The organism is Paucibacter aquatile (assembly GCF_002885975.1).
GTDB classification, from domain to species: domain Bacteria; phylum Pseudomonadota; class Gammaproteobacteria; order Burkholderiales; family Burkholderiaceae_C; genus Paucibacter_A; species Paucibacter_A aquatilis.
Genome location: NZ_POSP01000003.1, coordinates 1,029,263 through 1,051,243, shown reverse-complemented (window position 1 = coordinate 1,051,243; position 21,981 = coordinate 1,029,263). Strand labels below are relative to the sequence as shown.

General features: G+C 64.5%; 18 protein-coding genes. 14 read left to right on the top strand and 4 right to left on the bottom strand.

The genetic code is table 11. The features are described 5' to 3' along the window. The first annotated feature begins 222 nt into the window (after positions 1–222). From C1O66_RS07780 to C1O66_RS07755, 6 genes are all read left to right on the top strand, one after another. Positions 223–1,044, top strand: a complete 822-nt coding sequence (locus C1O66_RS07780) for a phosphate/phosphite/phosphonate ABC transporter substrate-binding protein (protein ID WP_243392738.1) — start codon at positions 223–225, stop codon at positions 1,042–1,044. Between the two features lie 63 nt (positions 1,045–1,107). Beyond that, complete coding sequence (locus C1O66_RS07775; protein ID WP_102767354.1) at positions 1,108–2,643, top strand: acyl--CoA ligase; 1,536 nt, start codon at positions 1,108–1,110, stop codon at positions 2,641–2,643. A gap of 55 nt (positions 2,644–2,698) precedes the next feature. Next, complete coding sequence (locus C1O66_RS07770; RefSeq protein WP_102767353.1) at positions 2,699–3,715, top strand: Bug family tripartite tricarboxylate transporter substrate binding protein; 1,017 nt, start codon at positions 2,699–2,701, stop codon at positions 3,713–3,715. Positions 3,716–3,748: 33 nt separating this feature from the next. Beyond that, the gene (locus C1O66_RS07765) at positions 3,749–4,303 is read left to right on the top strand and encodes a tripartite tricarboxylate transporter TctB family protein (RefSeq protein ID WP_243392737.1); all 555 of its coding nucleotides are present in this window, start codon (positions 3,749–3,751) and stop codon (positions 4,301–4,303) included. Position 4,304: 1 nt separating this feature from the next. Then, positions 4,305–5,831, top strand: coding sequence for a tripartite tricarboxylate transporter permease (locus C1O66_RS07760; protein ID WP_102767352.1), 1,527 nt, complete (start codon positions 4,305–4,307; stop codon positions 5,829–5,831). Between the two features lie 19 nt (positions 5,832–5,850). Continuing rightward, positions 5,851–6,867, top strand: a complete 1,017-nt coding sequence (locus C1O66_RS07755; RefSeq protein WP_102767351.1) for a 2-dehydropantoate 2-reductase — start codon at positions 5,851–5,853, stop codon at positions 6,865–6,867. A gap of 21 nt (positions 6,868–6,888) precedes the next feature. Here C1O66_RS07755 and C1O66_RS07750 read toward each other — a convergent pair whose 3' ends face one another. The 4 genes from C1O66_RS07750 to C1O66_RS07735 all read right to left on the bottom strand — a co-directional run bounded on the left by C1O66_RS07750 (position 6,889) and on the right by C1O66_RS07735 (position 10,951). Next, entirely contained in the window at positions 6,889–7,725 is an 837-nt protein-coding gene (locus tag C1O66_RS07750) for an HAD family hydrolase (protein ID WP_165794526.1), read from the bottom strand. A 73-nt stretch (positions 7,726–7,798) separates the two neighbouring features. After that, positions 7,799–9,580, bottom strand: coding sequence for a PhoH family protein (locus C1O66_RS07745; protein ID WP_102767349.1), 1,782 nt, complete (start codon positions 9,578–9,580; stop codon positions 7,799–7,801). Between the two features lie 281 nt (positions 9,581–9,861). Next, complete coding sequence (locus tag C1O66_RS07740) at positions 9,862–10,341, bottom strand: peroxiredoxin (protein WP_102767348.1); 480 nt, start codon at positions 10,339–10,341, stop codon at positions 9,862–9,864. Positions 10,342–10,576: 235 nt separating this feature from the next. Continuing rightward, entirely contained in the window at positions 10,577–10,951 is a 375-nt protein-coding gene (locus tag C1O66_RS07735; protein ID WP_102767347.1) for an Mth938-like domain-containing protein, read from the bottom strand. A gap of 220 nt (positions 10,952–11,171) precedes the next feature. On the opposite strand from C1O66_RS07735, the gene C1O66_RS07730 reads away from it, so the two are divergent. From C1O66_RS07730 to gluP, 8 genes are all read left to right on the top strand, one after another. Then, a complete protein-coding gene (locus tag C1O66_RS07730) occupies positions 11,172–12,398 on the top strand; it encodes a pyridoxal phosphate-dependent aminotransferase (protein ID WP_102767346.1) in 1,227 nt (408 codons plus the stop codon). A gap of 55 nt (positions 12,399–12,453) precedes the next feature. After that, positions 12,454–13,767, top strand: a complete 1,314-nt coding sequence (locus C1O66_RS07725) for a homoserine dehydrogenase (RefSeq protein WP_102767345.1) — start codon at positions 12,454–12,456, stop codon at positions 13,765–13,767. Positions 13,768–13,772: 5 nt separating this feature from the next. Further along, positions 13,773–15,179, top strand: coding sequence for a threonine synthase (gene thrC, locus C1O66_RS07720; protein ID WP_102767344.1), 1,407 nt, complete (start codon positions 13,773–13,775; stop codon positions 15,177–15,179). Beyond that, entirely contained in the window at positions 15,172–16,431 is a 1,260-nt protein-coding gene (locus tag C1O66_RS07715; RefSeq protein ID WP_243392736.1) for a molybdopterin molybdotransferase MoeA, read from the top strand. Before thrC ends, C1O66_RS07715 begins: the two co-directional genes overlap by 8 nt. After that, entirely contained in the window at positions 16,428–16,703 is a 276-nt protein-coding gene (locus tag C1O66_RS07710) for a MoaD/ThiS family protein (protein WP_263299859.1), read from the top strand. The genes C1O66_RS07715 and C1O66_RS07710 overlap by 4 nt, the downstream gene beginning before the upstream one ends. Positions 16,704–16,718: 15 nt before the next feature. After that, positions 16,719–17,090, top strand: coding sequence for an adenosylmethionine decarboxylase (speD, locus tag C1O66_RS07705; RefSeq protein ID WP_102767343.1), 372 nt, complete (start codon positions 16,719–16,721; stop codon positions 17,088–17,090). Positions 17,091–17,696: 606 nt separating this feature from the next. Next, positions 17,697–20,321 (top strand): TonB-dependent receptor, encoded by a 2,625-nt coding sequence (locus C1O66_RS07700; protein ID WP_102767342.1) that lies wholly within the window; start codon positions 17,697–17,699, stop codon positions 20,319–20,321. Between the two features lie 176 nt (positions 20,322–20,497). After that, entirely contained in the window at positions 20,498–21,862 is a 1,365-nt protein-coding gene (gene gluP, locus C1O66_RS07695; RefSeq protein ID WP_102767341.1) for a glucose/galactose MFS transporter, read from the top strand. Positions 21,863–21,981 lie beyond the last annotated feature (119 nt).

The window sequence follows — 21,981 nt, the reverse complement described above, 5'->3', positions numbered from 1 at the left end:
ACGGGCTTTTTCATTTGCTTGCAGCTCAGGATAATTGTTACGCCGAACGGTCTGGCCGGCACGCACAATGCCGGCGATCCATGTCAGTGGGACCCGCGTCAGTTGGCGAGCTCCGGTCAGAGGCCATCCCCGGCCATTCCCGGCCATGTTGCAACCGAGCTCGCAGCAGAAGCTCTGCTGCATGCCCCACAGTTCCTTCACCAGTCCACGGGAGTTCTTGCCTTGAAGTACCCCAAGCTTCGCGCCATCCTTTTGACCTCCATGCTGTGCGCGCCCGCCTTGGCCGCTCAGGCCTTGAGCTTTGCGGTCAATGAAGGGGTCAGCTATCGCGTGCCCTTGAGTGAGATCCGCACGCGTTACGAGGGCATTGCCGCCGACCTCAGCAAGCTGCTGCGCCAACCGGTCACCATCGAGCCCATCGGCGACTACCCGACCTTGCGCCAGGGCCTGGCTGACAAGCGCTGGGAGCTGGCCCTGGTGCACCCGGCGCATATCTCCATTGCCGCCATCCGCGATCAGGGCTACAGCTTGCTGGCCGTGACCAAGGGCTTCACCGGCTACAAGGCCAGTTTTCTGGTGCGCGCGGACAGCACGCTCAAATCGCTGGCCGAACTCAGGGGGCAGCGCCTGGGTGCGCCTGATGAAGATTCCATCACCTCCATGATGGTGCGCGCCACCTTGCGCGACAACGGCGTGGTGCCCAAGCAGATGGAGATCACTTACACCCGTTACCAGGACGCCGTGCCCTTCTTCGTGGAGAACCGCCTGACCCATGCGGGCGCCACCGCCTCCAACGCCCTGGTCAAGGACTGGCAGGACAAGGGCGGCAAGGTATTGGCGGCGTCCAAGGCGGTGCCCATCAAGCACATCATCGCCAGCCCGCAGCTCAGCTCGGAACAGGTCGAGAAGGTTCGCGCCTACTTTCTTGCCCTGGACAGCAGCGAGGACGGGCGCAAGAAGCTGGAGCCCACCAAGTGGAAGGGCTTCGAGGCCTACGACCAGGCGGCGCTGCTGAAACTTGGTGTTTGGCTGGATGTGAAATGACATCTTTCGCTGCGACACTGCGCCCCGAATCGGCCTGCTCCTGAATCTGAACGAGATGCAACGATGAGCCAAGACTCCCTGTTTGAGATGTTGTCGCAGCAATCGCAGCCCGACACCCCGGCCCTGCGAGCCCCGGGGCGGCCGACCTTGAGTCATGGCGCATTGCGCCAGCTGGCGGCCGATACGGTGTCCCGTCTCAATCACTTGGGCATCGGCCGCAATGACCGGGTTGCGCTGGTTCTGAACAACGGCCCCGAAATGGCCGCTTGTTTTCTGGCCTGCGCCTGCGGCGTGGCCAGTGCGCCGCTGAACCCGGCCTACCGCGCCGAGGAGTTCGAGTTCTACTTGGGCGATCTGCAGGCCAAGGCCCTGATCGTGGAGCGCGGCAGCGCCTCACCCGCCGTGGCGGTGGCGCTGAAATTGGGCGTTCGCATTCTGGAGCTGGTGGTTGAGGACGGCGCGCCGGCCGGCAGCTTCACGCTTCACGAGACCGAGGGCGGCGCCCGCACCGAGGGCCCGGCAGCGCAGGCTGGCTATGCCCAGCCCGACGATGTCTCCATGGTTCTGCACACCTCGGGCACGACCTCGCGGCCCAAGATCGTGCCGCTGTCGCAGCGCAATCTCTGTGCCTCGGCCCGCAACATCCGCCAGAGCCTGCAGTTCCAGCCCAGTGACTGCGGCCTGAATATCATGCCGCTGTTCCACATCCACGGCCTGATTGCCGGGGTGCTGGCGCCGCTGTCGGCGGGGTCCCAGGTGTTCTGCACGCCGGGTTTCAATGCGCTGAAGTTCTTCGGCTGGATGGACGAGGCCGCACCGAGCTGGTACACGGCAGTGCCCACCATGCATCAGGCCATTCTGAGCCGCGCGAGCAAGAACCAGGAGGTGATTGCCCGTCACCCGCTGCGCTTCATGCGCTCGTCTTCGTCGTCCATGCCGCCGCAGGTGATTGCCGAGCTGGAGCAGGTGTTTGGCGCACCGCTGATTGAGGCCTACGGCATGACCGAGGCCACCCATCAGATGTGCAGCAACCCGCTGCCGCCGGCCGTGCGCAAGCCCGGAACGGTGGGCCTGGCAGCAGGACCCGAGGTGGCCATCATGGGCGCCGGAGGCGCGCTGCTGGCGGCTGGCGAGACCGGCGAAATCGTCATCCGCGGTGCCAATGTGACGGCGGGTTATGAGAGCAACCCGAGCGCCAATGCCGAGGCTTTCAGCCAGGGCTGGTTCCGCACCGGCGACCAGGGCGTGATGGATGCAGAGGGCTATGTGTCCATCACCGGCCGGCTCAAGGAAATCATCAACCGTGGCGGCGAGAAGATCAGCCCACGCGAAGTGGACGAGGTGCTGATGGACCACGCGGCCGTGGCCCAGGTGGTGTGCTTCGGCATGCCGCATGCCAAGCTCGGTGAAGAGGTCGCGGCTGTGGTGGTGTTGCGCGAGGGGCAGGCCGCCAGCGAGCGCGAGCTGCAGGACTTTGTGGCCCTGCGCCTGGCGGACTTCAAGGTGCCGCGCAAGATCTTGTTCATGGACGAGATCCCCAAGGGGGCGACGGGCAAGCTGCAGCGCATCGGTCTGGCGCAGAAGTTGGGCCTGGGCTGAGTTTTTGCCGTTTCATCGATTGACTGCCAACAGTGCAATAAAGGGAGAGCGTTTCATGGGAGTGCGTGCGATCCACAAGAAGAACAGCAAGACCTGGTGGGCTGCGGCCCTGCTGGGCCTGGCGGCCGTGCAGGCCCAGGCCGCCGGCTGGGTGCCGACCAAGCCGATCGAGTTCATCGTGCCTGCGGGCACAGGCGGCGGTGCCGATCAGATGGCTCGTTTCGTCCAGGGCATGGTGTCCAAGCACCAGCTCAGCCCGCAGCCGATGGTGGTGGTGAACAAGGCGGGTGGTGCCGGCGCCGAAGGCTTCCTCGATGTCAAGGGCGACAAGGGCAATCCGCACAAATTGGTCATTACCTTGTCCAACCTCTTCACCACGCCCATGGCCACCGGTGTGCCTTTCAACTGGCGAGACCTGACGCCGGTCAGCATGCTGGCATTGGATCAATTTGTGCTCTGGGTCAACGAAGAGGCGCCTTTCAAGACGGCCAAGGACTACTTCAATGTGCTGAAGGGTCAGAACCCCAACAGCTTCAAAATGGGCGGCACGGGCTCCAAGCAGGAGGACCAGATCATCACCGTGATGCTGGAGAAGGCCACCGGCAAGAAGATGATCTACATCCCCTACAAGGGTGGCGGTGATGTGGCGGTGCAGCTGGTGGGCAAGCATGTGGACTCCACCGTCAACAACCCGATCGAGGCCGAGTCGCACTGGCGCGCCGGCAAGCTGCGGCCGCTGTGTGTGTTCGATGAGCAGCGCATGCCTTACCCGGCCAAGGTCACTGCAAGCCAGGCCTGGGCCGATTTGCCCACCTGTGCATCGCAAGGCATCCCGGTCAGCTATCTGATGCTGCGCGGCATCTTCATGCCGCCGGGTGTCAGTGCCGAGCAAACGGCGTTCTACCAAGAGCTGTTCAACAAATTGCGCGCCTTGCCCGAGTGGAAGGACTTCATGGCCAAGGGTGCGTTCCGGCAAACCGCGCTGCAGGGCGCCGAGTTCATCGATTGGCTGGGCAAGAACGAGCAGCAACACCGTGTGCTGATGAAGGAAGCGGGCTTCATGGCGCAGTAAGCCAGGGGCTCATCTCGGCTGGGAGGCGGGGTGATGAGCGAAGAACAAAACATGCAGACTGAATCGGCGGAGCGTGGAGACAACCTGTCTGCAAGCGCTGGGCCGGGTGCTTGGCAGCTGCGCTGGGTGGAACTGGGCGTGGCCCTGTTCCTGCTCGTCGTGGCTGGCCTGGTGATCAAGGACAGCCTGCGCCTGGGCATTGGCTGGGCCGATGACGGGCCGCGCTCCGGCTATTTCCCGTTTCGCATCGGCCTGGCGCTGGCGGCCTGTTCGGCCTGGCTCTTGCTCCAGCAACTCCTGCGTTGGCCGCGCTTGCGCAGCCGCGTGTTTGCGGAAGGTGCGCAGTTGCGCGATGTGGCGGCGGTGCTGCTGCCAACCACCGTGTTTGTTGCCGCCATCCCCTGGCTGGGCATCTATCTGGCGGCCTGCTTGCTGGTAGCTTGGTTCATGTGGCGCAACGGCGGCTATCGCTGGCCCTGGCTCGTGGGGTTGCCGCTGGCGGTGAGCGTCAGCTTGTTCCTTCTGTTTGAACGCGCCTTCACACAGCCTTTGCCCAAGGGCCCGATCGAACACTGGCTGGGCTTCTGAGATGGATGATTTTTCCAATCTGCTGCACGGCTTTTCGGTCGCCGCCACCCTGCCCAATCTGGGCTATATGTTGGTGGGCATCCTGCTGGGGGTCTTGATTGGCGTGCTGCCGGGTTTGGGCGGCGCCAATGGTGTGGCCATCCTGCTGCCGCTGACCTTCGCCATGGACCCCACCACCGGCATCATCATGCTGTCCTGCATCTACTGGGGCGCTTTGTTCGGCGGGGCCATCACGTCCATCCTCTTCAACATCCCCGGTGAACCCTGGTCGGTGGCCACCACCTTTGATGGCTACCCCATGGCCCAGCGCGGCCAGGCGGCGCAGGCGCTGACGGCGGCCTTCACCTCGTCCTTTGTGGGTGCTGTGTTCGCCACACTTTTGATCACCTTTCTTGCGCCGCTGCTGGCCCGTTTTGCCCTGCGCTTCGGCCCGGCCGAGTTGTTTGCGGTGCAGCTGTTGACCTTCTGCAGCTTTGTCGGCATGAGCCAGGAAGCGCCGGTCAAGACCCTGATCGCCATGCTGCTGGGCTTTGCCCTGGCCGCCGTGGGCATGGACGACATGACCGGTCAGCTGCGCATGACCTATGGCTTCACCGATCTGCTCAAGGGCTTTGATTTCCTGATCGCGGTGATCGGCCTCTTTGGCATCGGCGAGATCCTGTTGACCATGGAAGAGGGCCTGGCCTTCAAGGGCCAGAGCGCCCGCATCAGCCCGCGCGTGGTCTGGCAGACCTGGGTGCAGCTGTTGCGCCACTGGAAGACCTTTCTGCGTTCCATGGCCATTGGTTGCTGGATGGGCATCACGCCCGGCGGCGCCACACCTGCTTCATTCATGAGTTATGGCGTGGCGCGTCGCATGGCCAAGAACCCCGAGGACTTTGGCAAGGGCGAGTTGGCCGGTGTGGTGGCGCCCGAGACGGCCGCCCATGCGGCCGGCACCTCGGCCCTGCTGCCCATGTTGACGCTTGGCATTCCGGGCTCGCCCACGGCCGCCGTGCTGCTCGGCGGTCTGGTGATCTGGGGCCTGCAGCCCGGGCCCATGCTGTTCACCGAACACAAGGATTTCGTCTGGGGCTTGATTGCCAGCATGTACCTGGCCAACATCGTCGGTCTGATCGTGGTGTTGACGACGGTGCCATTCTGGGCCGCCATCCTGCGCGTGCCCTTCGCCATCATTGCGCCCATCATCATCGTCACCTGCGCGGTGGGTGCCTACACGGTGCACAGCTCCATGTTCGATGTCTACCTGATGTTGGGCTTCGGCGTGCTCGGTTATTTGTTCAAGAAGATCAAGATTCCCATGGCGCCTCTGGTGCTGGCCTTGGTGCTGGGCGACAAGGCTGAGGCCAACTTCCGCCAGTCTATGCTGCTCTCGCAGGGCGAGCTCAGCATTTTTTGGTCCAATGGCTTGGTCGGTGGCATCACGGGCCTGGCCTTGCTGATGCTGCTCTGGCCGCTGCTGGATGTGGCCAAGCGCTGGGCCCGCGGTCCGGCGGCAGATGCACAACAAGAGGTGAAGGCCGTATGAGTGGAATGAGGACGGGCGCATGAAGTTCGCCATCGTGGGTGCAGGCGCCATCGGCGGCCTGCTCGGGGTGCGCCTGGCCGCGGCCGGTGAGCAGGTCTGCTTCATCGCCCGCAACAAGAACCTGGCTGCGATCCAGACCCAGGGCTTCACCCTGATCGAGGAAGACGGTCGCGAGCTGGCGCAGCCGGCCGGCCCGAACCTGCGCGCGGTGCAGCGCATGGCCGAAGCCGGTGTGCAGGATGTCGTGCTGCTGACCGTCAAGGCGCATCAGCTGGTCGATCTGCTGCCCGAGCTGCCGGCCCTGATCGGCCCGAAGACCTTGATCGTCAGCATGATCAACGGCCTGCCCTGGTGGTATTTCCAGGGCCTGGCCGGCCCGCATGAGGGCCGCGTGCTGGAGTCGGTGGACCCGGGCGGCGCCATCGCCGCCACGCTGCCCTCGACCCAGGTGATCGGCAGCATCGTCTACCCGGCGGCGCAGCTGGAAGCGCCCGGGCGCGTGCGCCTGATGGAGGGCAATCGCTTCAGCCTGGGTGAGCTCGACGGCCAGCGCAGCGAACGCATCGAGGCTTTGTCACACGCGCTGATGCGCGCCGGCTTCAAGGCGCCGGTGGCCAAGGACATCCGTTCCGAGCTCTGGGTCAAGCTCTGGGGCAATCTGAGCTTCAACCCGATCTCGGCCCTGAGCCATGCCACGCTGGAAGACATCTGCCGCTTCCCGCTCAGCCGCGAACTGGCCGCGCGCATGATGGGCGAGGCCCAGCAGGTGGGCGAGAAGCTGGGCGTGCAGTTCAAGATCTCGCTGGACAAGCGCATCGCCGGCGCCGAGGCCGTGGGTGCCCACAAGACCTCGATGCTGCAGGATGTGGAGGCCGGCCGGGCGCTGGAGCTGGAAGCCTTGCTCGGCGCCGTGGTCGAGCTGGCCCGCATCACCGAGACCGTGACGCCCAATCTCGACGCCATCTATGCCGTCACCCGCCTGCTGGCCTTGAGCCTGAGCCGGCAGGGTGGCCGCTTGCAGATCAGCCCGGTCTGACGCCACTCGCGCAGGCGGGCTTCAGCGCCGCCAGTCGGCTTCGATGAAGCGCAGCACCGCATCCTCGTGGTGCGGGCCGATCACCTGGTGGGCTTCTTGCTTGACCGCCTCGATGGCATTGGCCACGGCAATGCCGCGGTGGGCGGCGCGCAGCATCTTGATGTCATTGACATGGTCGCCAAAGACCACCACCTCTCGTTCCTGCAGGCCGTAGCGCTGGGCCAGCAGCTGGATGCCCTGGTCCTTGGTGGCGCGTCGGTCGTGCACGGTCAGCCAGGGCCAGCCGGGTTTGTAGAGGTCTTCGGCCAGATGGGTTTCCACCGCATCGCCGCACAGTGCGTCGATGTCCGCCTGCAGCGCCGCCAGCGGCGCCTCGCGCTCCACCACCACAAAGGTCACGGCCGGGTCGCGCAGCTCGTCTTGCAGGCGCGGGCTGTGGCGCAGGCGCGGGTCGGCATTGCGCTGGCGCTCGGTGACAAAGGCCTGCTGCGCCTCGTTGTGCACCGATTGGTAAAACAGCTGGTCGCCCAGCGGGCCGTGGGTGGAGACGAAGGGCATCAGGCCATGCTGGCGGATCAGGGCGAACACGGCCTGAGCCAGGGCTGGCTCCATGGCATTGACCACCTCATGCTCAGCGCTGGCCAGATCGCTGAGGTAGGCGCCGTTGCTGCCGATCACGGGCAGGCGCAGGGGCAGATCGCCGAGGATGTGGCGGATCGAGGTGACATGGCGGGCGCTGGCCACGGTGAAGAGCAGGCCTTGGTCCAGCAGGCGGGTCAGTCCGGCGCGGGTGCTGTCAGCCAGGCGGCCTTGGGGGTCGAGCAAGGTACCGTCGAGGTCGGAGACGTAAAGCGTCATGTCGGGATCAGGCTGCAAAAAGAAAAAGGGCGGCTGAAGCCGCCCCGGAAAATTTGCGATCGGTGCCAGGTGCTCAGAGCACCTCGGAGGCAAAGTCTGCCAGACGCGAGCGTTCGCCGCGCGCCAGCGTGACATGGCCGCTGTGGGCCCAGCCCTTGAAGCGGTCCACGGCATAGGTCAGGCCCGAGCTGCCTTCGGTCAGGTAGGGCGTGTCGATCTGCGCGAGGTTGCCCAGGCAGACGATCTTGGTGCCGGGGCCGGCGCGGGTGATCAAGGTCTTCATCTGCTTGGGCGTCAGGTTTTGCGCCTCGTCGATGATGACGAACTTATTCAGGAACGTGCGGCCGCGCATGAAGTTCAAGCTCTTGATCTTGATCTTGCTGCGCACCAGGTCGTTGGTGGCGGCACGGCCCCATTCGCCGGCGGCGCTGTCGCCGCGGGCCAGCACTTCGAGGTTGTCGTCCAGGGCGCCCATCCAGGGGCTCATCTTTTCCTCTTCGGTGCCGGGCAGGAAGCCGATGTCCTCGCCCACAGGCACGGTCACGCGCGTGACGATGATCTCGCTGTAGCGGCGCTCGTCCAGTACCTGCGAGAGGCCGGCGGCCAGGGTCATCAGCGTCTTGCCGGTGCCGGCTGTGCCGGTCAGGGTGACGAAGTCGCAGTCGGGGTCGAGCAGCAGGTTGAGGGCGAAGTTCTGCTCGCGGTTGCGGGCGGTCACGCCCCAGACCGAATGCTTCTGATTGCCGTAGTCTTTGAGCGTGCGCAGCACGGCGGTCTTGCCGGTGATCTCCAGCACCTTGGCATAGAGCGGCACGGCGCCGGGCGCTTCCAGGTAGACCAGCTCGTTGACCAGCAGCGAAGGCACCAGGGGGCCGCTGATGCGGTAGTAAGTCAGGCCGCCTTGCTGCCAGCTTTCCATGGTCTTGCCATGGCGCTCCCAGAAGTCGGCCGGCAGGGCTTGCACGCCGGTGTAGAGCAGATCGGAGTCTTCCAGCGTTTTGTCATTGCGGTAGTCCTCGGCCGGCAGGCCCAGGGCACGCGCCTTGATGCGCATATTGATGTCCTTGGACACCAGGACCACTTCGCGCTCGGGCTGCTGGATCTTCAGCGCCTGCACCACGGCCAGGATCTGGTTGTCGGCCTTGCCCTGGGGCAGGCCGGCTGGCAGGGGTGTGTCGATCAGCTGGGTCTGGAAGAACAGCTTGCCGCCGGCTTCGCGGTGGCCGGTGTGATCCAGGGGCAGGCCCTTGGCCATTTCCTCGATGCCGCTGCTCTTCAGGCCCCCGGCCAGATTGTCCAGTTCGCGGCTGACCTGGCGCACATTGCGCGCCACTTCGGTCATGCCCTTTTTGTGCCCGTCCAGCTCTTCGAGCGTGATCATGGGCAGGTAGATGTCGTGTTCCTCGAAGCGGAACAAGCTCATCGGGTCGTGCATCAGCACATTGGTGTCGAGCACAAAGAGCTTGGGTGCTGTGCTGCCGGCCTTCTTGCTGGCCTTGGCCGGCTTGGCAGTGCCGCTGGTCTTGCCGGCGCTTTCGGGCGTGGGCTTGCTGGCCTTGGGCTTGTCAGCGGGGTAGATGGTGGGCGCCAGGGCGTCCACCGGCAAGGTCGGTGTGGCAGCTGGTTTTGCAGCGTTGCGGGTCTTGGCGGCAGGACTGCGGCCACTCACTGTGGCAGTGGCGGGTGCGGGTGCAGCTGTGGGCGCGGCGCTCAGCTTGGGGGCGGCCAGGCTGCGGCTGCTGGTTTTGGCGATCGGGGTCTCGGCTTTGGTGCTGGGGCTCACCGCCAAGGTGTTTGCAAAGGCGGTGGGCTCGAGGCGGGCGGCGCGTTTGGTCGGGGGCTTGGGCAGTGGCATGGTGCTCAGTGTTCGGGTGAGGTGAAGCTCACCACGCAGTCGGGAAGAAAAGCCGTGACGGCAGGCCGGGAGGCTGATGACGAAGCAGGCGGCCGAAAAAAGCAAAAAGCCGCACAGGCTGCTGTGCGGCTTGATGGTGTTTGTTCTTGGGCTTCGCGGCTCTCGGGCATGAATCCATTATGCACAAAGCCGGTGACGCCGCCGCCCAAATGCGCGGGCATGAAAAAAGCCGATGCGGGCAGGGCCCGAATCGGCTTTTGCTAGTCGCAAGGCTCGCTGAATCAGGCTGCAGCCTTTTTCAGAGCGCTGACTTCCTTGAGGACTTCGTCCACATGGCCAGCCACCTTGATGCCACGCCATTCGGCGCGCAGCACGCCCGACGCGTCGATCAGGAAAGTCGAGCGCTCGATGCCCTTGACCTTCTTGCCGTACATGATCTTGTTCTTGACCACGCCGAACATGTGGCAGAGCTTTTCTTCGGTGTCCGCGATCAGCTCGAAAGGCAGTTCCAGCGTCTGCTTGAACTTGTCGTGCGAGGCCATGTTGTCGCGTGAAACACCCAGCACAACTGCGCCAGCTTTCACGAAGTCCTTGTGGCGGTCGCGAAATTGCATCGCTTCCGTAGTACAACCGGGAGTGTTGTCCTTCGGGTAGAAGTACAGCACCACGGCTTGACCCAGGAAGGTTTGTGGTGTGAACTTCACGCCTCCGGTGGCAAGGGCTTCAATTTCCGGGAGAGGTTTGTTGAGCGCTGGCGTCATGTGGCGTTCTATGTATGATGTGCCCGGCTGGGCATAGCCGTTGATTATACGGCCTTTGGCGAGCCCCCTCCGGGAGGCCCGCCTTCGTCATTTAGGGGGATTGCCCTCGGTCCAGCGCTTGTGATGTGTGCCAGATTGAGCCCGGGATGGGTTTCAAGTGCATGGATTGCGCAGTGTCATCACCCTTGCAAAGCCGCTCGGCGCAGCCTCCAGCGCCCCATAAAGCTTCTGTATTTCAGGCTTCGATCAGCAAGGCTGCAAGCACGGCGCGATGCTCGCTGCTGAGCACGTTGTAGGTGCGGCAGGCCGCCGCCAGGTCCATGGTTTCGATGCCGATGCGGGCCTCGATCAAGCTGCGGTAGAGCTTGGGGTTGGCGAAGCGGATGCGGCTGCCGCTGCCAAAGATCACCAGCTCGGGCTTCAGGCTCAAGATCTGTTCAAAGTGCGCTTCTGTCAGATCCTCAAAGCGCGTCAGCGCCCAGGACTGCACCTCGCCGCGCCAAGGCACCAGCACGCTGCTGCGGTGTTCGTCGGCATTGACCCGAACGCTTTGCCCGTCGTGGCGCGAAATGATGTTGCCGCCTTGCGGCTCGTCGAGTTGGAATTTCATCGTGGCGGGGAGGGCGGGGTGGGGGTGACGGCCATGCCGGGGGCTGCGAAGGCTCACTTGCTTGTACTCTCAGGCGGCGGGTACCTGAGCAGCCGCAGCCCTGTGATTAAATTGTATGGTTTTGCACTGCAGCATGAGGGCCGCTGGGCCTTCTCGTCCCTCAGTGTCAAAGTTTTCCCAGCCCCACTTGCCCCCACAGATCGCCCGAGGAGTCCCCGTCTTGAAGCCCATCGCCAAGTCCAGCAAGCTCGCCAGCGTCAGCTATGACATCCGTGGCCCCGTGCTGGACAAGGCGCGCCAGATGGAGGATGAGGGTCAGAAGATCATCAAGCTGAATATCGGCAATGTGGCCGCCTTCGGCCTGATGCCGCCGGACGAGATCGTGCAGGACATGATCCGCAACCTGCCCGATGCTGCCGGCTACACCGACAGCAAGGGCCTGTTTGCCCCGCGCAAGGCCGTGGTGCACTACACGCAGGAGAAAGGCGTCAAGGGCGTGACGGTGGACGATGTCTACCTGGGCAATGGCGCGTCGGAGCTGATCCAGATGGCGATGAACGCCCTGGTCAACGATGGTGACGAGGTGCTGATCCCCGCACCTGACTTCCCGCTCTACACCGCGGTGGTGGGCCTGTCCGGCGGCAAGCCGGTCCATTACCTCTGCGACGAGGGCGCGGGCTGGCTGCCCGACCTGGACGACATCGAGTCCAAGATCACGCCGCGCACCCGCGCCATCATGGTCTGCAACCCCAACAACCCGACCGGGGCGCTGTACCCGGACGACCTCTTGCTGGGCATCATCGAGATCGCCCGCCGCCACCAGCTCTTGATCTTCGCGGACGAGATCTACGACAAGACCTTGTACGACGGCAACACGCACACCAGCATGGCCAGCCTGGCCGATGATGTGCTGTTTGTGACCTTCAACGGCCTGTCCAAGAACTATCGCTCCTGCGGCTACCGCGCCGGCTGGATGGTGGTCAGCGGCGAAAAGCGCCATGCCCGCGACTACATCGAGGGCCTGAACATGCTGGCCTCGCTGCGTCTGTGTTCCAACACGCCGGGCCAGCTGGCCATCCAGACCGCCCTGGGCGGTTACCAGAGCATCAAGGACCTGGTCGCCCCGACCGGCCGCCTGTGCCGCCAGCGCGATCTGGCCTACGAGCTGCTGAGTCAGATCCCGGGCGTCAGCGTGGTCAAGCCCAAGGCAGCGCTCTACATGTTCCCGCGCCTGGACCCCCAGGTCTACCCGATCGCGGACGACCAGCAGTTTGCCTACGAGTTGCTGGCCGAGGAGAAGGTGCTGATCGTCCAGGGTACGGGTTTCAACTGGGTGGCGCCCGATCACTTCCGCCTGGTCTTCTTGCCCAATTCCGACGACTTGAAGGAAGCGATCGGCCGCATCGAACGCTTCCTGGCCCAATACCGCAAGCGCCACGGCACCTGAGCCGCCCTCCCGGGTTTGTTTTCTTCGAAACGTGAACAGCAAAGTGACAGACAGCATGAAAGCGATCAAAGTCGGCCTCCTCGGCATTGGCACCGTGGGCAGTGGCACCTTCCATGTGCTGCGTCGCAATCAGGCGGAGATCAAGGGCCGCGCGGGCCGCGGCATCGAGGTCACCATGGTGTGCCGTCGTGACCTGGCCCAGGCGCGCCAGATCGTGGGCGATGCCGATGTGGTGGTCACCGCCGACCCCTTCGAGATCATCCGCAACCCCGAGATCGACATCGTGGTCGAAACCATCGGCGGCTGCGATCTGGCCCGCAGCCTGGTGCTGGAAGCCATCGCCCAGGGCAAGCATGTGGTCACCGCCAACAAGGCGCTGCTGGCCGTGCATGGCACCGAGATCTTTGCCGCTGCGCGCGCCAAGGGTGTGATGGTCGCGTTTGAAGCGGCTGTGGCCGGCGGCATCCCCATCATCAAGGCCTTGCGCGAAGGCCTGACCGCCAACCGCATCGAGTGGATCGCCGGCATCATCAACGGCACCACCAATTTCATCCTGTCCGAGATGCGCAGCAAGGGCCTGGACTTCGCCACCGTGCTGAAAGAAGCCCAGCGCCTGGGCTATGCCGAGGCCGACCCGACCTTTGACGTCGAAGGCGTGGACGCCGCCCACAAGCTGACGCTGATGAGCGCCATCGCCTTTGGCGTGCCGGTGCAGTTCGACAAAGCCCATGTGGAAGGCATCAGCCAGCTGCAGGCCGCCGACATCAAGTACGCCGAGCAGCTGGGCTACCGCATCAAGCTCCTGGGCCTGACCCGCCGCCGGGACACGGGCATCGAGCTGCGCGTGCACCCGACTCTGGTGCCCATGAGCCGCCTGATTGCCAATGTTGAAGGCGCGATGAACGCCGTGGTGGTGCAGGGCGATGCCGTCGGCACCACGCTTTACTACGGCAAGGGCGCCGGCGCCGAGCCGACCGCTTCGGCCGTGATCGCCGATCTGGTGGATATCACTCGCTTGCACACCGCCGACCCCGACCACCGGGTGCCGCATCTGGCCTTCCAGCCCGACGCGATGAGCGACACCGCCATCTTGCCCATGGCCGAGGTGCTGACCAGCTATTACCTGCGTCTGCGCGTGGCCGACGAGGCCGGTGTGCTCTCGCGCATCACCACCATCCTGGCCGAGCACGACATCTCGATCGACGCCGTGCTGCAGCGCGAATCCAACGAGGGCGAGCGCCAGACCGACCTGATCATCCTGACCCACGAGACCCAGGAAGGCCGCATGAACCGAGCCCTGGCTCAGATGCAAGGTCTGAACACCGTGCTCGCGCCCATCGTGCGCCTGCGCAAGGAAGAATTGGCTTGACGAGCATGCGATACATCAGCACCCGCGGCGACCAAACTGAGCGCCGCTTCTGCGACATCCTGCTGGAGGGCCTGGCGCCCGATGGCGGCCTGTACCTGCCCACGCATTACCCGCAGGTGGACGATGCCACGCTGACGCGCTGGCGCGGTCTGGCTTATGCCGATCTGGCCTTTGAGATCCTGTCGCTCTACATCGACGACATCCCGGCCGAAGACCTGCGCGCCATCACCCGCCGCACCTACACCGAGGCCGTGTTCGGCACGCCCGAGATCACGCCGCTCAAGACCCTGGAGCCGGGCTTGGCCCTGCAAGCCCTGTCCAACGGCCCGACCCTGGCCTTCAAGGACATGGCCATGCAGCTGCTGGGCCAGCTCTTCGAGTACGAGTTGGGCCGGCGCGGCCAGACGCTCAACATTCTGGGCGCCACTTCGGGCGACACCGGCAGCGCGGCCGAGTACGCCATGCGCGGCAAGGCGGGTGTGAACGTCTTCATGCTCAGCCCTCATGGTCGCATGAGCCCCTTCCAGCAGGCGCAGATGTTCAGCCTGCAGGATGCCAACATCCACAACATCGCCATCGAGGGCGTGTTCGACGACTGCCAGGACATCGTCAAGGCGGTCAGCAATGACCTCGAATTCAAGCGCAAGTACCAGATCGGCACCGTCAATTCGATCAACTGGGCGCGTCTGCTGGCCCAGGTGGTGTACTACTTCGCCGGCTACTTCCAGGCCACGACGAGCAACACCGAGCGGGTCAGCTTCACCGTGCCCTCGGGCAATTTCGGCAATGTCTGCGCCGGCCATGTGGCGCGCATGATGGGCCTGCCGATTGCGCAGCTGGTGGTGGCCACCAACGAGAACGATGTGCTGGACGAGTTCTTCCGCACCGGCGTTTACCGTGTGCGAGGCAGCGCCGAGACACACGAGACCTCGAGCCCGTCCATGGATATTTCCAAGGCCAGCAATTTCGAGCGTTTTGTGTTCGATCTGCTGGGTCGCGATGGAGCGCGCACCAAGGCCTTGTTCGGCGAGGCCATCGCCCGCGAAGGGCGCTTCCAGATCAGCGCCGGCGAGCATGCCGAGATCGCGCGTTATGGCTTCCAGTCCGGCCGCAGCAGCCATGCCGACCGCCTGGCCACCATCCGCAGCACCCATGCACGCTATGGCGTGGTGGTGGACACCCACACGGCCGATGGCCTCAAGGTGGCACAAGAGCGCCGCGAGCCGGGTGTGACCATGCTGGTGCTGGAGACGGCTTTGCCGGTCAAGTTCGCCGCCACCATCGAAGAGGCGCTGGGCACAGCGCCGCCGCGGCCGGCCGGCCTGGAGCACATCGAGTCCCTGCCCAAACGGGTGGTGGTGATGCCGGTCGATGTGGCTGGCGTTCAGCGTTTCATCGAAGCCCATGTCTGAACGTCTTGCTTCCAAGGCCAAGCCGGCCATGTTGCCGCTGGATGAAGCCCTGGCTCGTTTGCTGGCCGCCGTTCAGCCACTGGGTCGGAGTGAAATGCTGCTCACGGCCGAGGCCCTGGGCCGCGTGCTCAGTCAGGACGTGGTGTCCTTGCTTGATGTGCCGCCCGCCGACAACTCGGCCATGGACGGCTATGCTTTTTGCGCGGCCGATGTGCGCGAGCCGGGTACGGTTTTGCCGGTGGCGCAGCGTGTGCCCGCCGGCGTGGTTGGTGCCGCACACCTGCCGGGCACGGCTGCGCGCATCTTCACCGGTGCGCAAGTGCCGGTGGGTGCCGACACCGTGCTGATGCAGGAGCAGTGCGAGGCTGTGCCGGGCGAGGGCCTGGGCGCTGTGCGTTTCTTGAGCGTGCCCGAGTTGGGCAATGCCATCCGCCGCCGCGGCGAGGATGTGGAGCGTGGCGCCACTGTGCTCTCGGTCGGCAGCCGCCTGGATCCGGCGGGCCTGGGCCTGGCCGCTTCGGTCGGCGCAGCACAGCTGAAAGTGGCGCGGCGCCCGCGCGTGGCGCTGTTTTCCACCGGCGATGAGCTGGTGATGCCCGGCGAGCCGCTGCGCCCCGGCGCCATCTACAACTCCAACCGTTTCACTCTGCGTGGCCTGCTGCAAGGCCTGGGTTGTGAGGTGCTGGACCTGGGCATCGTGCCCGACCGTCTGGATGCCACCCGTGCCGCTTTGCGCGATGCTGCAGCGCAGGCCGACCTCATCATTACTTCGGGCGGCGTCTCGGTTGGTGAGGAGGACCATCTGCGGCCGGCCGTGCAAGCGGAAGGCCAGCTGGAGCTCTGGCAGATCGCCATCAAGCCCGGCAAGCCCTTGGCCTTCGGTTCGGTGCGCCGAAATCACGATGGCGGTTCGGCGTGGTTCATCGGTCTGCCCGGTAATCCGGTCGCCAGCCTGGTCACCTTCTGCCTGCTGGTGCGGCCGGTGATCCTGCGCTTGCAGGGTGCCACCCGCTTGCATCCTCGTGCCTACGCCTTGCGCGCCGATTTCAACTGGCCCCGGGCTGACCGGCGCCAGGAGTTTCTGCGTGCCCGCCTCAATGAGGCGGGCGGCCTGGATCTGTTTGCCAACCAAAGCTCGGGCGTCCTCAGCTCGGCGGTTTGGGGCGACGGCTTGGTGGACAACCCCTCGGGTCGCAGCATCGCGCCCGGCGACACGGTGCGCTTTCTGCCGTTCAGCGAGTTGCTGTCATGAGCGAGGGCGTGGCCATGATTCAGGTGCAGCTGAAATTCTTCGCCTCGCTGCGTGAGCAACTGGGTTCGGGTGAGCGGCTGGAGATACCTGCGGGAACCAGCGTGGCGGCGCTCCGGGCCCAGCTCTGCGCCCGCTCTGCCGTGCATGCCGAAGCCTTGGCGCCCGGGCGTGCCGTGCGCTGCGCGCTGAACCAGCAGATGGTGGCCAGCGATTCGGCCGTCATCCCTGCCGATGCCGAGCTGGCTTTTTTCCCGCCAGTCACCGGCGGTTGAGTCGCTGAGGCTGCCGTGCAGGGCTTGCACCTGACTGCCGATCTGCGTGGCTGCGACCCGCAATCGCCTCTGATGCTGGACCCAGAGGCTCTCGGCCGCCTGTGCCGCGATGCCGTGCAAGCGGCAGGTCTGGGCGCCGTGGCTGAGTTGTTCCATCGTTTCGAGGTCGCGCCTGGCTGTGAGCAGAGCGGCATCACGGGCGTGGTGCTCCTGGCCGAATCTCATCTGGCCATCCACACCTGGCCCGAGTTGGGGGGCGTGACGCTCGATGTCTACGTCTGCAACCTCATGGGCGACAACAGCGCCTCAGCGGAGCGCCTGATGAAGCTGCTGTGCGACGCCTTTGCGCCCCGCGAGCGGCGAGAGCAGCGTCTGTTGCGAGGTTGAATAGGCTGGCTGGTATCGGTACGGGCTGTAGGGCGCTTGCATCGCGGTCGACGTGCCCCTTCCACTGTGGAGCATGCCACCTCCGGAGGTGGCTCGGCCCGCCGATGGGCGATTTGTGCGCGGCCTAGGGCGCAGCGGAGCGGCTCAGGCGCGCGCCGAAGTTTGCTTCAAGCGCGCTTCAAGAACTGACTCGGCGCCACTGTTTGACCACAGTGAGCGCAGCGAACGGAGGGAGTTTGGCGCCGCTGAGCCGCGGAGTGAGCAGCGAGGGGAGTCGGCTCAAAGAGCCGACCCGCGAACCATGAGCCCGGCGGCGGGCCGAGACACCGCAGCGAGAAAGATCCAGACAGCCGAGGTCCGCAATGTGCCGCTTCCCGCCCTTCAAACCCCGGGTATCCCCGCGCTTCCGTCTTGCATCAGCCCCTGCTTTGTAAGACCGATGCAATGAAGTCCTGCAAAACGCAACGTGCTGATCCAGTGGGCGAGTGGGCCGCTAAATTGCCGAGGTCGAAGCATGGGCCTGCCCGGCTTGCTGCGCTTTCATCGCAGCGGACTGATTCAACTTCATCAAGCAAGACGCAAAAGAAACTCTCGGAGACCTGTTCCATGAACCAGCCCTTGTCGTTCCAGAAGAAACTGCTGCCCCAACTGATCAGCGCTGTGATTGGCACGCTGGCCTTGCAAGCTGCCCATGCGGCAGATGAGCCGGCCAAGACCAATGAGCTGGAGAAGGTGGAGATCCGCGGTATCCGCGCCACGCTGAACAAGAACCTCGTGGAGAAGCGCGAGAACTCCAGCATCGTCGATTCGATTTCGGCCGAGGATGTGGGCAAGTTCCCTGACAAGAACGTGGCCGATTCGCTGCAGCGCGTGCCGGGCATCTCGGTGGACCGCAGCTGGGGCGAGGGCAAGGCCATCTTCGTGCGCGGCACGGACAAGAACCTCAACATGACCCAGCTCAACGGCCAGGCCGTGTCGAGCTCGGAGTGGTGGCTGAATGAAGCCCAGACCCGCAGCTTCAACTACGACGTGTTGCCGTCTGAAATCGTCGGCAGCCTCGATGTCTACAAGAGCCCCTCGGCCGATCTGGATGAAGGCAGCATCGGCGGTCTGGTCATCGTCAAGACCCGCAAGCCCTTGGCCTTCAAGGATGCGCTGACCCTGCAAGCCTCGGCCGAGGCCATCTACAGCCAGCTGCCGGGCAAGACCGATCCGCAGGCCTCCGGTTTGTTGAACTGGAAGAGCGCCGACAAGACCTTCGGTGTGATGCTGGCTCTCAGCAAGCAAACCCGAACCATGCGCCGCGATGGCCTGGAGATGTTCGATGACGGCAAGTACGAGGTCCAGCCGGTCGACAAGAACAATGTGCCCACCGGCGCGGCCTCGACCAAGGCCTATGCCGCATGGGGTGGCGGCTCGGCCATCTTCCGCCAGGATCGCGATCGAACCACCGGCAACCTGGCCCTGCAGTTCCAGCCCAACCAGCAGACCGACATTGTCCTGAATTACATGAATTCGGACATGAAGATGGACAACAGCAACCAGAACTACCTCTGGCAGGCCAGCGGTCAGGCGGTGGATGGTGTCATCAAGGTTCAGAACCCCAGCTTCATCACCACCTCGGACGGCACCAAGGCCCTGGTCGGCGGCTCGATCGGCCCCACCAATGTGTCCTTTGAGCCCATCTACCGCGAGTCCTATGTGAAGGCCAAGGTGCTCGATCTGGACGGTACCTTCCGCACGGATCGCTGGACCTTCCACGGCCAGGCAGGTACCACCTCGTCCGAAGGCGGTAGCCGCCATGACCGGCATTTCTGGATGGAAGGCAATGCCACGGCCACCATCGACATGGGCCTGGACAAGTACGGCGTCAAGTACGACATGGACCCGCTGAGCTACAAGGGCCTGGTGCTCAAGCCCGGCGGCGGCACCAGCGATCGCGTTCGCCGCATGGAGAGCAAGGAGAACTATCTGCAGGGTGATGTGACCCTGGATGTGGACAATGGGTTCATCACCACCGTCAAGTTCGGTGGCAAGCACCGCGACAGCACGCAGCAGAATTTCCGCAGCCAGGGCACGGCCAACGGCGCCGCCGCCAGTTGGCAAAACCTGACCCTTGGCGATCTCTCCACCGGCCCATCGCCCCAGCTGAGCCAGGCCGCTGCTTCGCCCGGTGCGCTGACCCAGTATCTGTGGTTTGATGATGCGCTGGTGGCCAGCAAGGCCATTCCCATGTTCGACAAGAACATGACGTACGCCGATGTGCTGAACGAGCATTACAAGATCAAGGAAAAGATCTCGGCCGCCTATGTCAAGGCAGACTTCTCCAGCGGCAAGTGGCGCGGTGATTTTGGCGTCCGCTTCGTCAAGACCCAGCAGACCTCGAACGGTTTTGCCCAGGCGGCCGACAAGACCTTCAAGCCGATCAGCCAGGACAACAATTACACCGACACCTTGCCCAGCCTGAACGTCGCGTACTCGCTGCAGAAGGACCTGATCCTGCGTGGCGCCATCTCCAAAGCCATGGCACGCCAGACTTTCGACGTGCTCAACCCGGGCCTGACCCGCGACGGCACCGTGCTGACCAAGGCCAAGGCCGGCAACCCGCTGCTCAAGCCCATCCACTCCAACCAGGCCGAGCTGGGCGCCGAGTGGTACTTCGAAGAAGGCTCGCTGCTCTCGGGCACGGTCTTCATCAAGAAGCTGGACACCTTCAACTACACCGACACCAAGCAGGAAACCATCAACGGCGAGGTGCTCAATGTCTCGCGCCCCTTGAATGCCGACAACGGTGCCGACATCAAGGGCTTCGAGCTGCAGTGGCAACAGGCCTTCGGCCGCAGCGGCTTCGGCGCCACGGCCAACTACACCTTCACCGATGCGAAGGCGGGTGCTGTGGCCGGCCAGCCGCGCCTGCAGGTCGTGGGCAATTCGCGTGACCAGTACAACGCCAGCGTGTACTACGAGCGCGATGGCATCAGCGCCCGTGTGTCCTACAACTACCGTTCCAAGTCTTACGGTGGTACGAAGATGGGCGGTCAGGAAGTCAACAGCGCCTACGGCCAGTGGGATGCCTCGGCCAGCTGGGACATCACGCCCAAGGTCTCGCTGTTTGCCTCGGCGGTCAACCTGGGCAACGAGCTGGTGCGCAGCAATACCAGTGATGGCCTGCCCTTGGGCGTGTACGAGAACGGCCGCCGCTTCGGCATCGGTCTGCGCGCCAAGTTCTGACGGGCGTCGAACGTGCCTGAGCGTGCCCGCTCTGCCGGGCGGGCATGCTGGGGCCGTCGCAACGGGCCTCCCACCTTCAGCGGAGGGAGGCCTATTGCCTTGTGGGCGGCCCTCGACGGGCGGCTTGATGCGGGGCGAAAGCGCCCGCAGCCTCTTGTGATCACCTGGATACCTTCATGAACCAGCAGCAGACCTCATCCGCCTCCCGCGCCGGCTCCACTGCCAGCAGCGTGGTTCTGGCCATGCTTTTCATCGGCCTGATGTTCTTCATCCTCGGCTTCGTCACCTGGCTCAATGGCTCGTTGATCCCTTTCCTCAAGATTGTTTGCGAGCTCAATAACTTCCAGGCGCTCTGGGTCACCTTTGCCTTCTACATCGCCTACACCGTGATGGCGCTGCCCTCGGCCGCCATCCTGGCGCGCACCGGCTACAAGCGCGGCATGACGCTGAGCTTGGCGGTCATGGCTGTGGGCGCTTTGCTCTTCATCCCGGCCGCCAAGGTCGGCCATTACGGGCTCTTCCTGTTGGCGCTGTTCACGCTGGCCTCGGGCATGACGCTGATGCAGACGGCCATCAACCCCTACATCGTCTGCATCGGCGCGCGCGAGAGCGCGGCCATGCGCATCAGCATCATGGGCTTGTTCAACAAGGGTGCCGGCATCGTCGTGCCCCTGGTGTTCTCGGCCCTGATTCTGTCCGGCTTCGATCAGAAGGCGGCTATCGACCTGGCCGCTTTGGAGCCTGCGGCGCGCGCCCTGGCCCGCGCTGAGCTGGCCTCGCGCCTGATCACGCCCTATCTGGTGATGGCAGCTGCGCTGCTGGTGTTCACCGCTGTCATCCATTTCTCCTCACTGGCCGAACCCGATCTGGACGACGCAGGCGACAGTGCGCCGGTGCGCCTGGGCGAGGTGTTTCGCTTCCCGCAGGTGGTGCTGGGTGCCTTGAGCCTGTTCGTCTACGTGGGTGTCGAGGTGATCGCTGGCGACACCATCGGCCTGTACGGCCAGCAGCTGGGGGTGGCGAACTATGCCGTGTTGACCAGCTACACCATGGCCGCCATGGTGATGGGTTACCTGGCTGGTGTGCTCTTGATCCCGCGTTTCATCTCGCAGAAGACGGCCTTGCAGGCCTCGGCTGCGCTGGGGGTGCTGCTGTCTGCTGCAGTTGCTCTGAGTTCCAGCCAGGACAGCGGGCTTTCACAGTTGTTGCTGGGCTGGGCTGGCGTGCCGGCCGTGCCCAACACCGTGTTCTGTCTGGCGGCTTTGGGCCTGGCCAATGCCTTGGTCTGGCCGGCCGTCTGGCCTCTGGCCTTGCAAGACCTGGGCCGTCACACCGCCAGCGGCTCGGCCTTGCTGATCATGGGCATCGCCGGCGGCGCCCTGTTGCCCATGGCCTACGGCCATTTTGCGGACGCCAGTGGCCCGCAAAGTGCCTATTGGGTGATGCTGCCGTGCTATGTGTTCATCTTGTTCTACGCCACCCTCGGCCACAAGCTGCGGCACTGGGGGGATGGGTCAGAGCGCGCGCTCAAGCGCGCCTGATCGAGCGCGGCGGAGTGCTTTTCAGCCGGAACGAGGGGCGGGTCGTATCGACACCGCCCCTTTTCATTGGCCCGGGCGCGTCCCTCTGCGGACTCCAGCGGGTTCCATGGTCTGGAGCC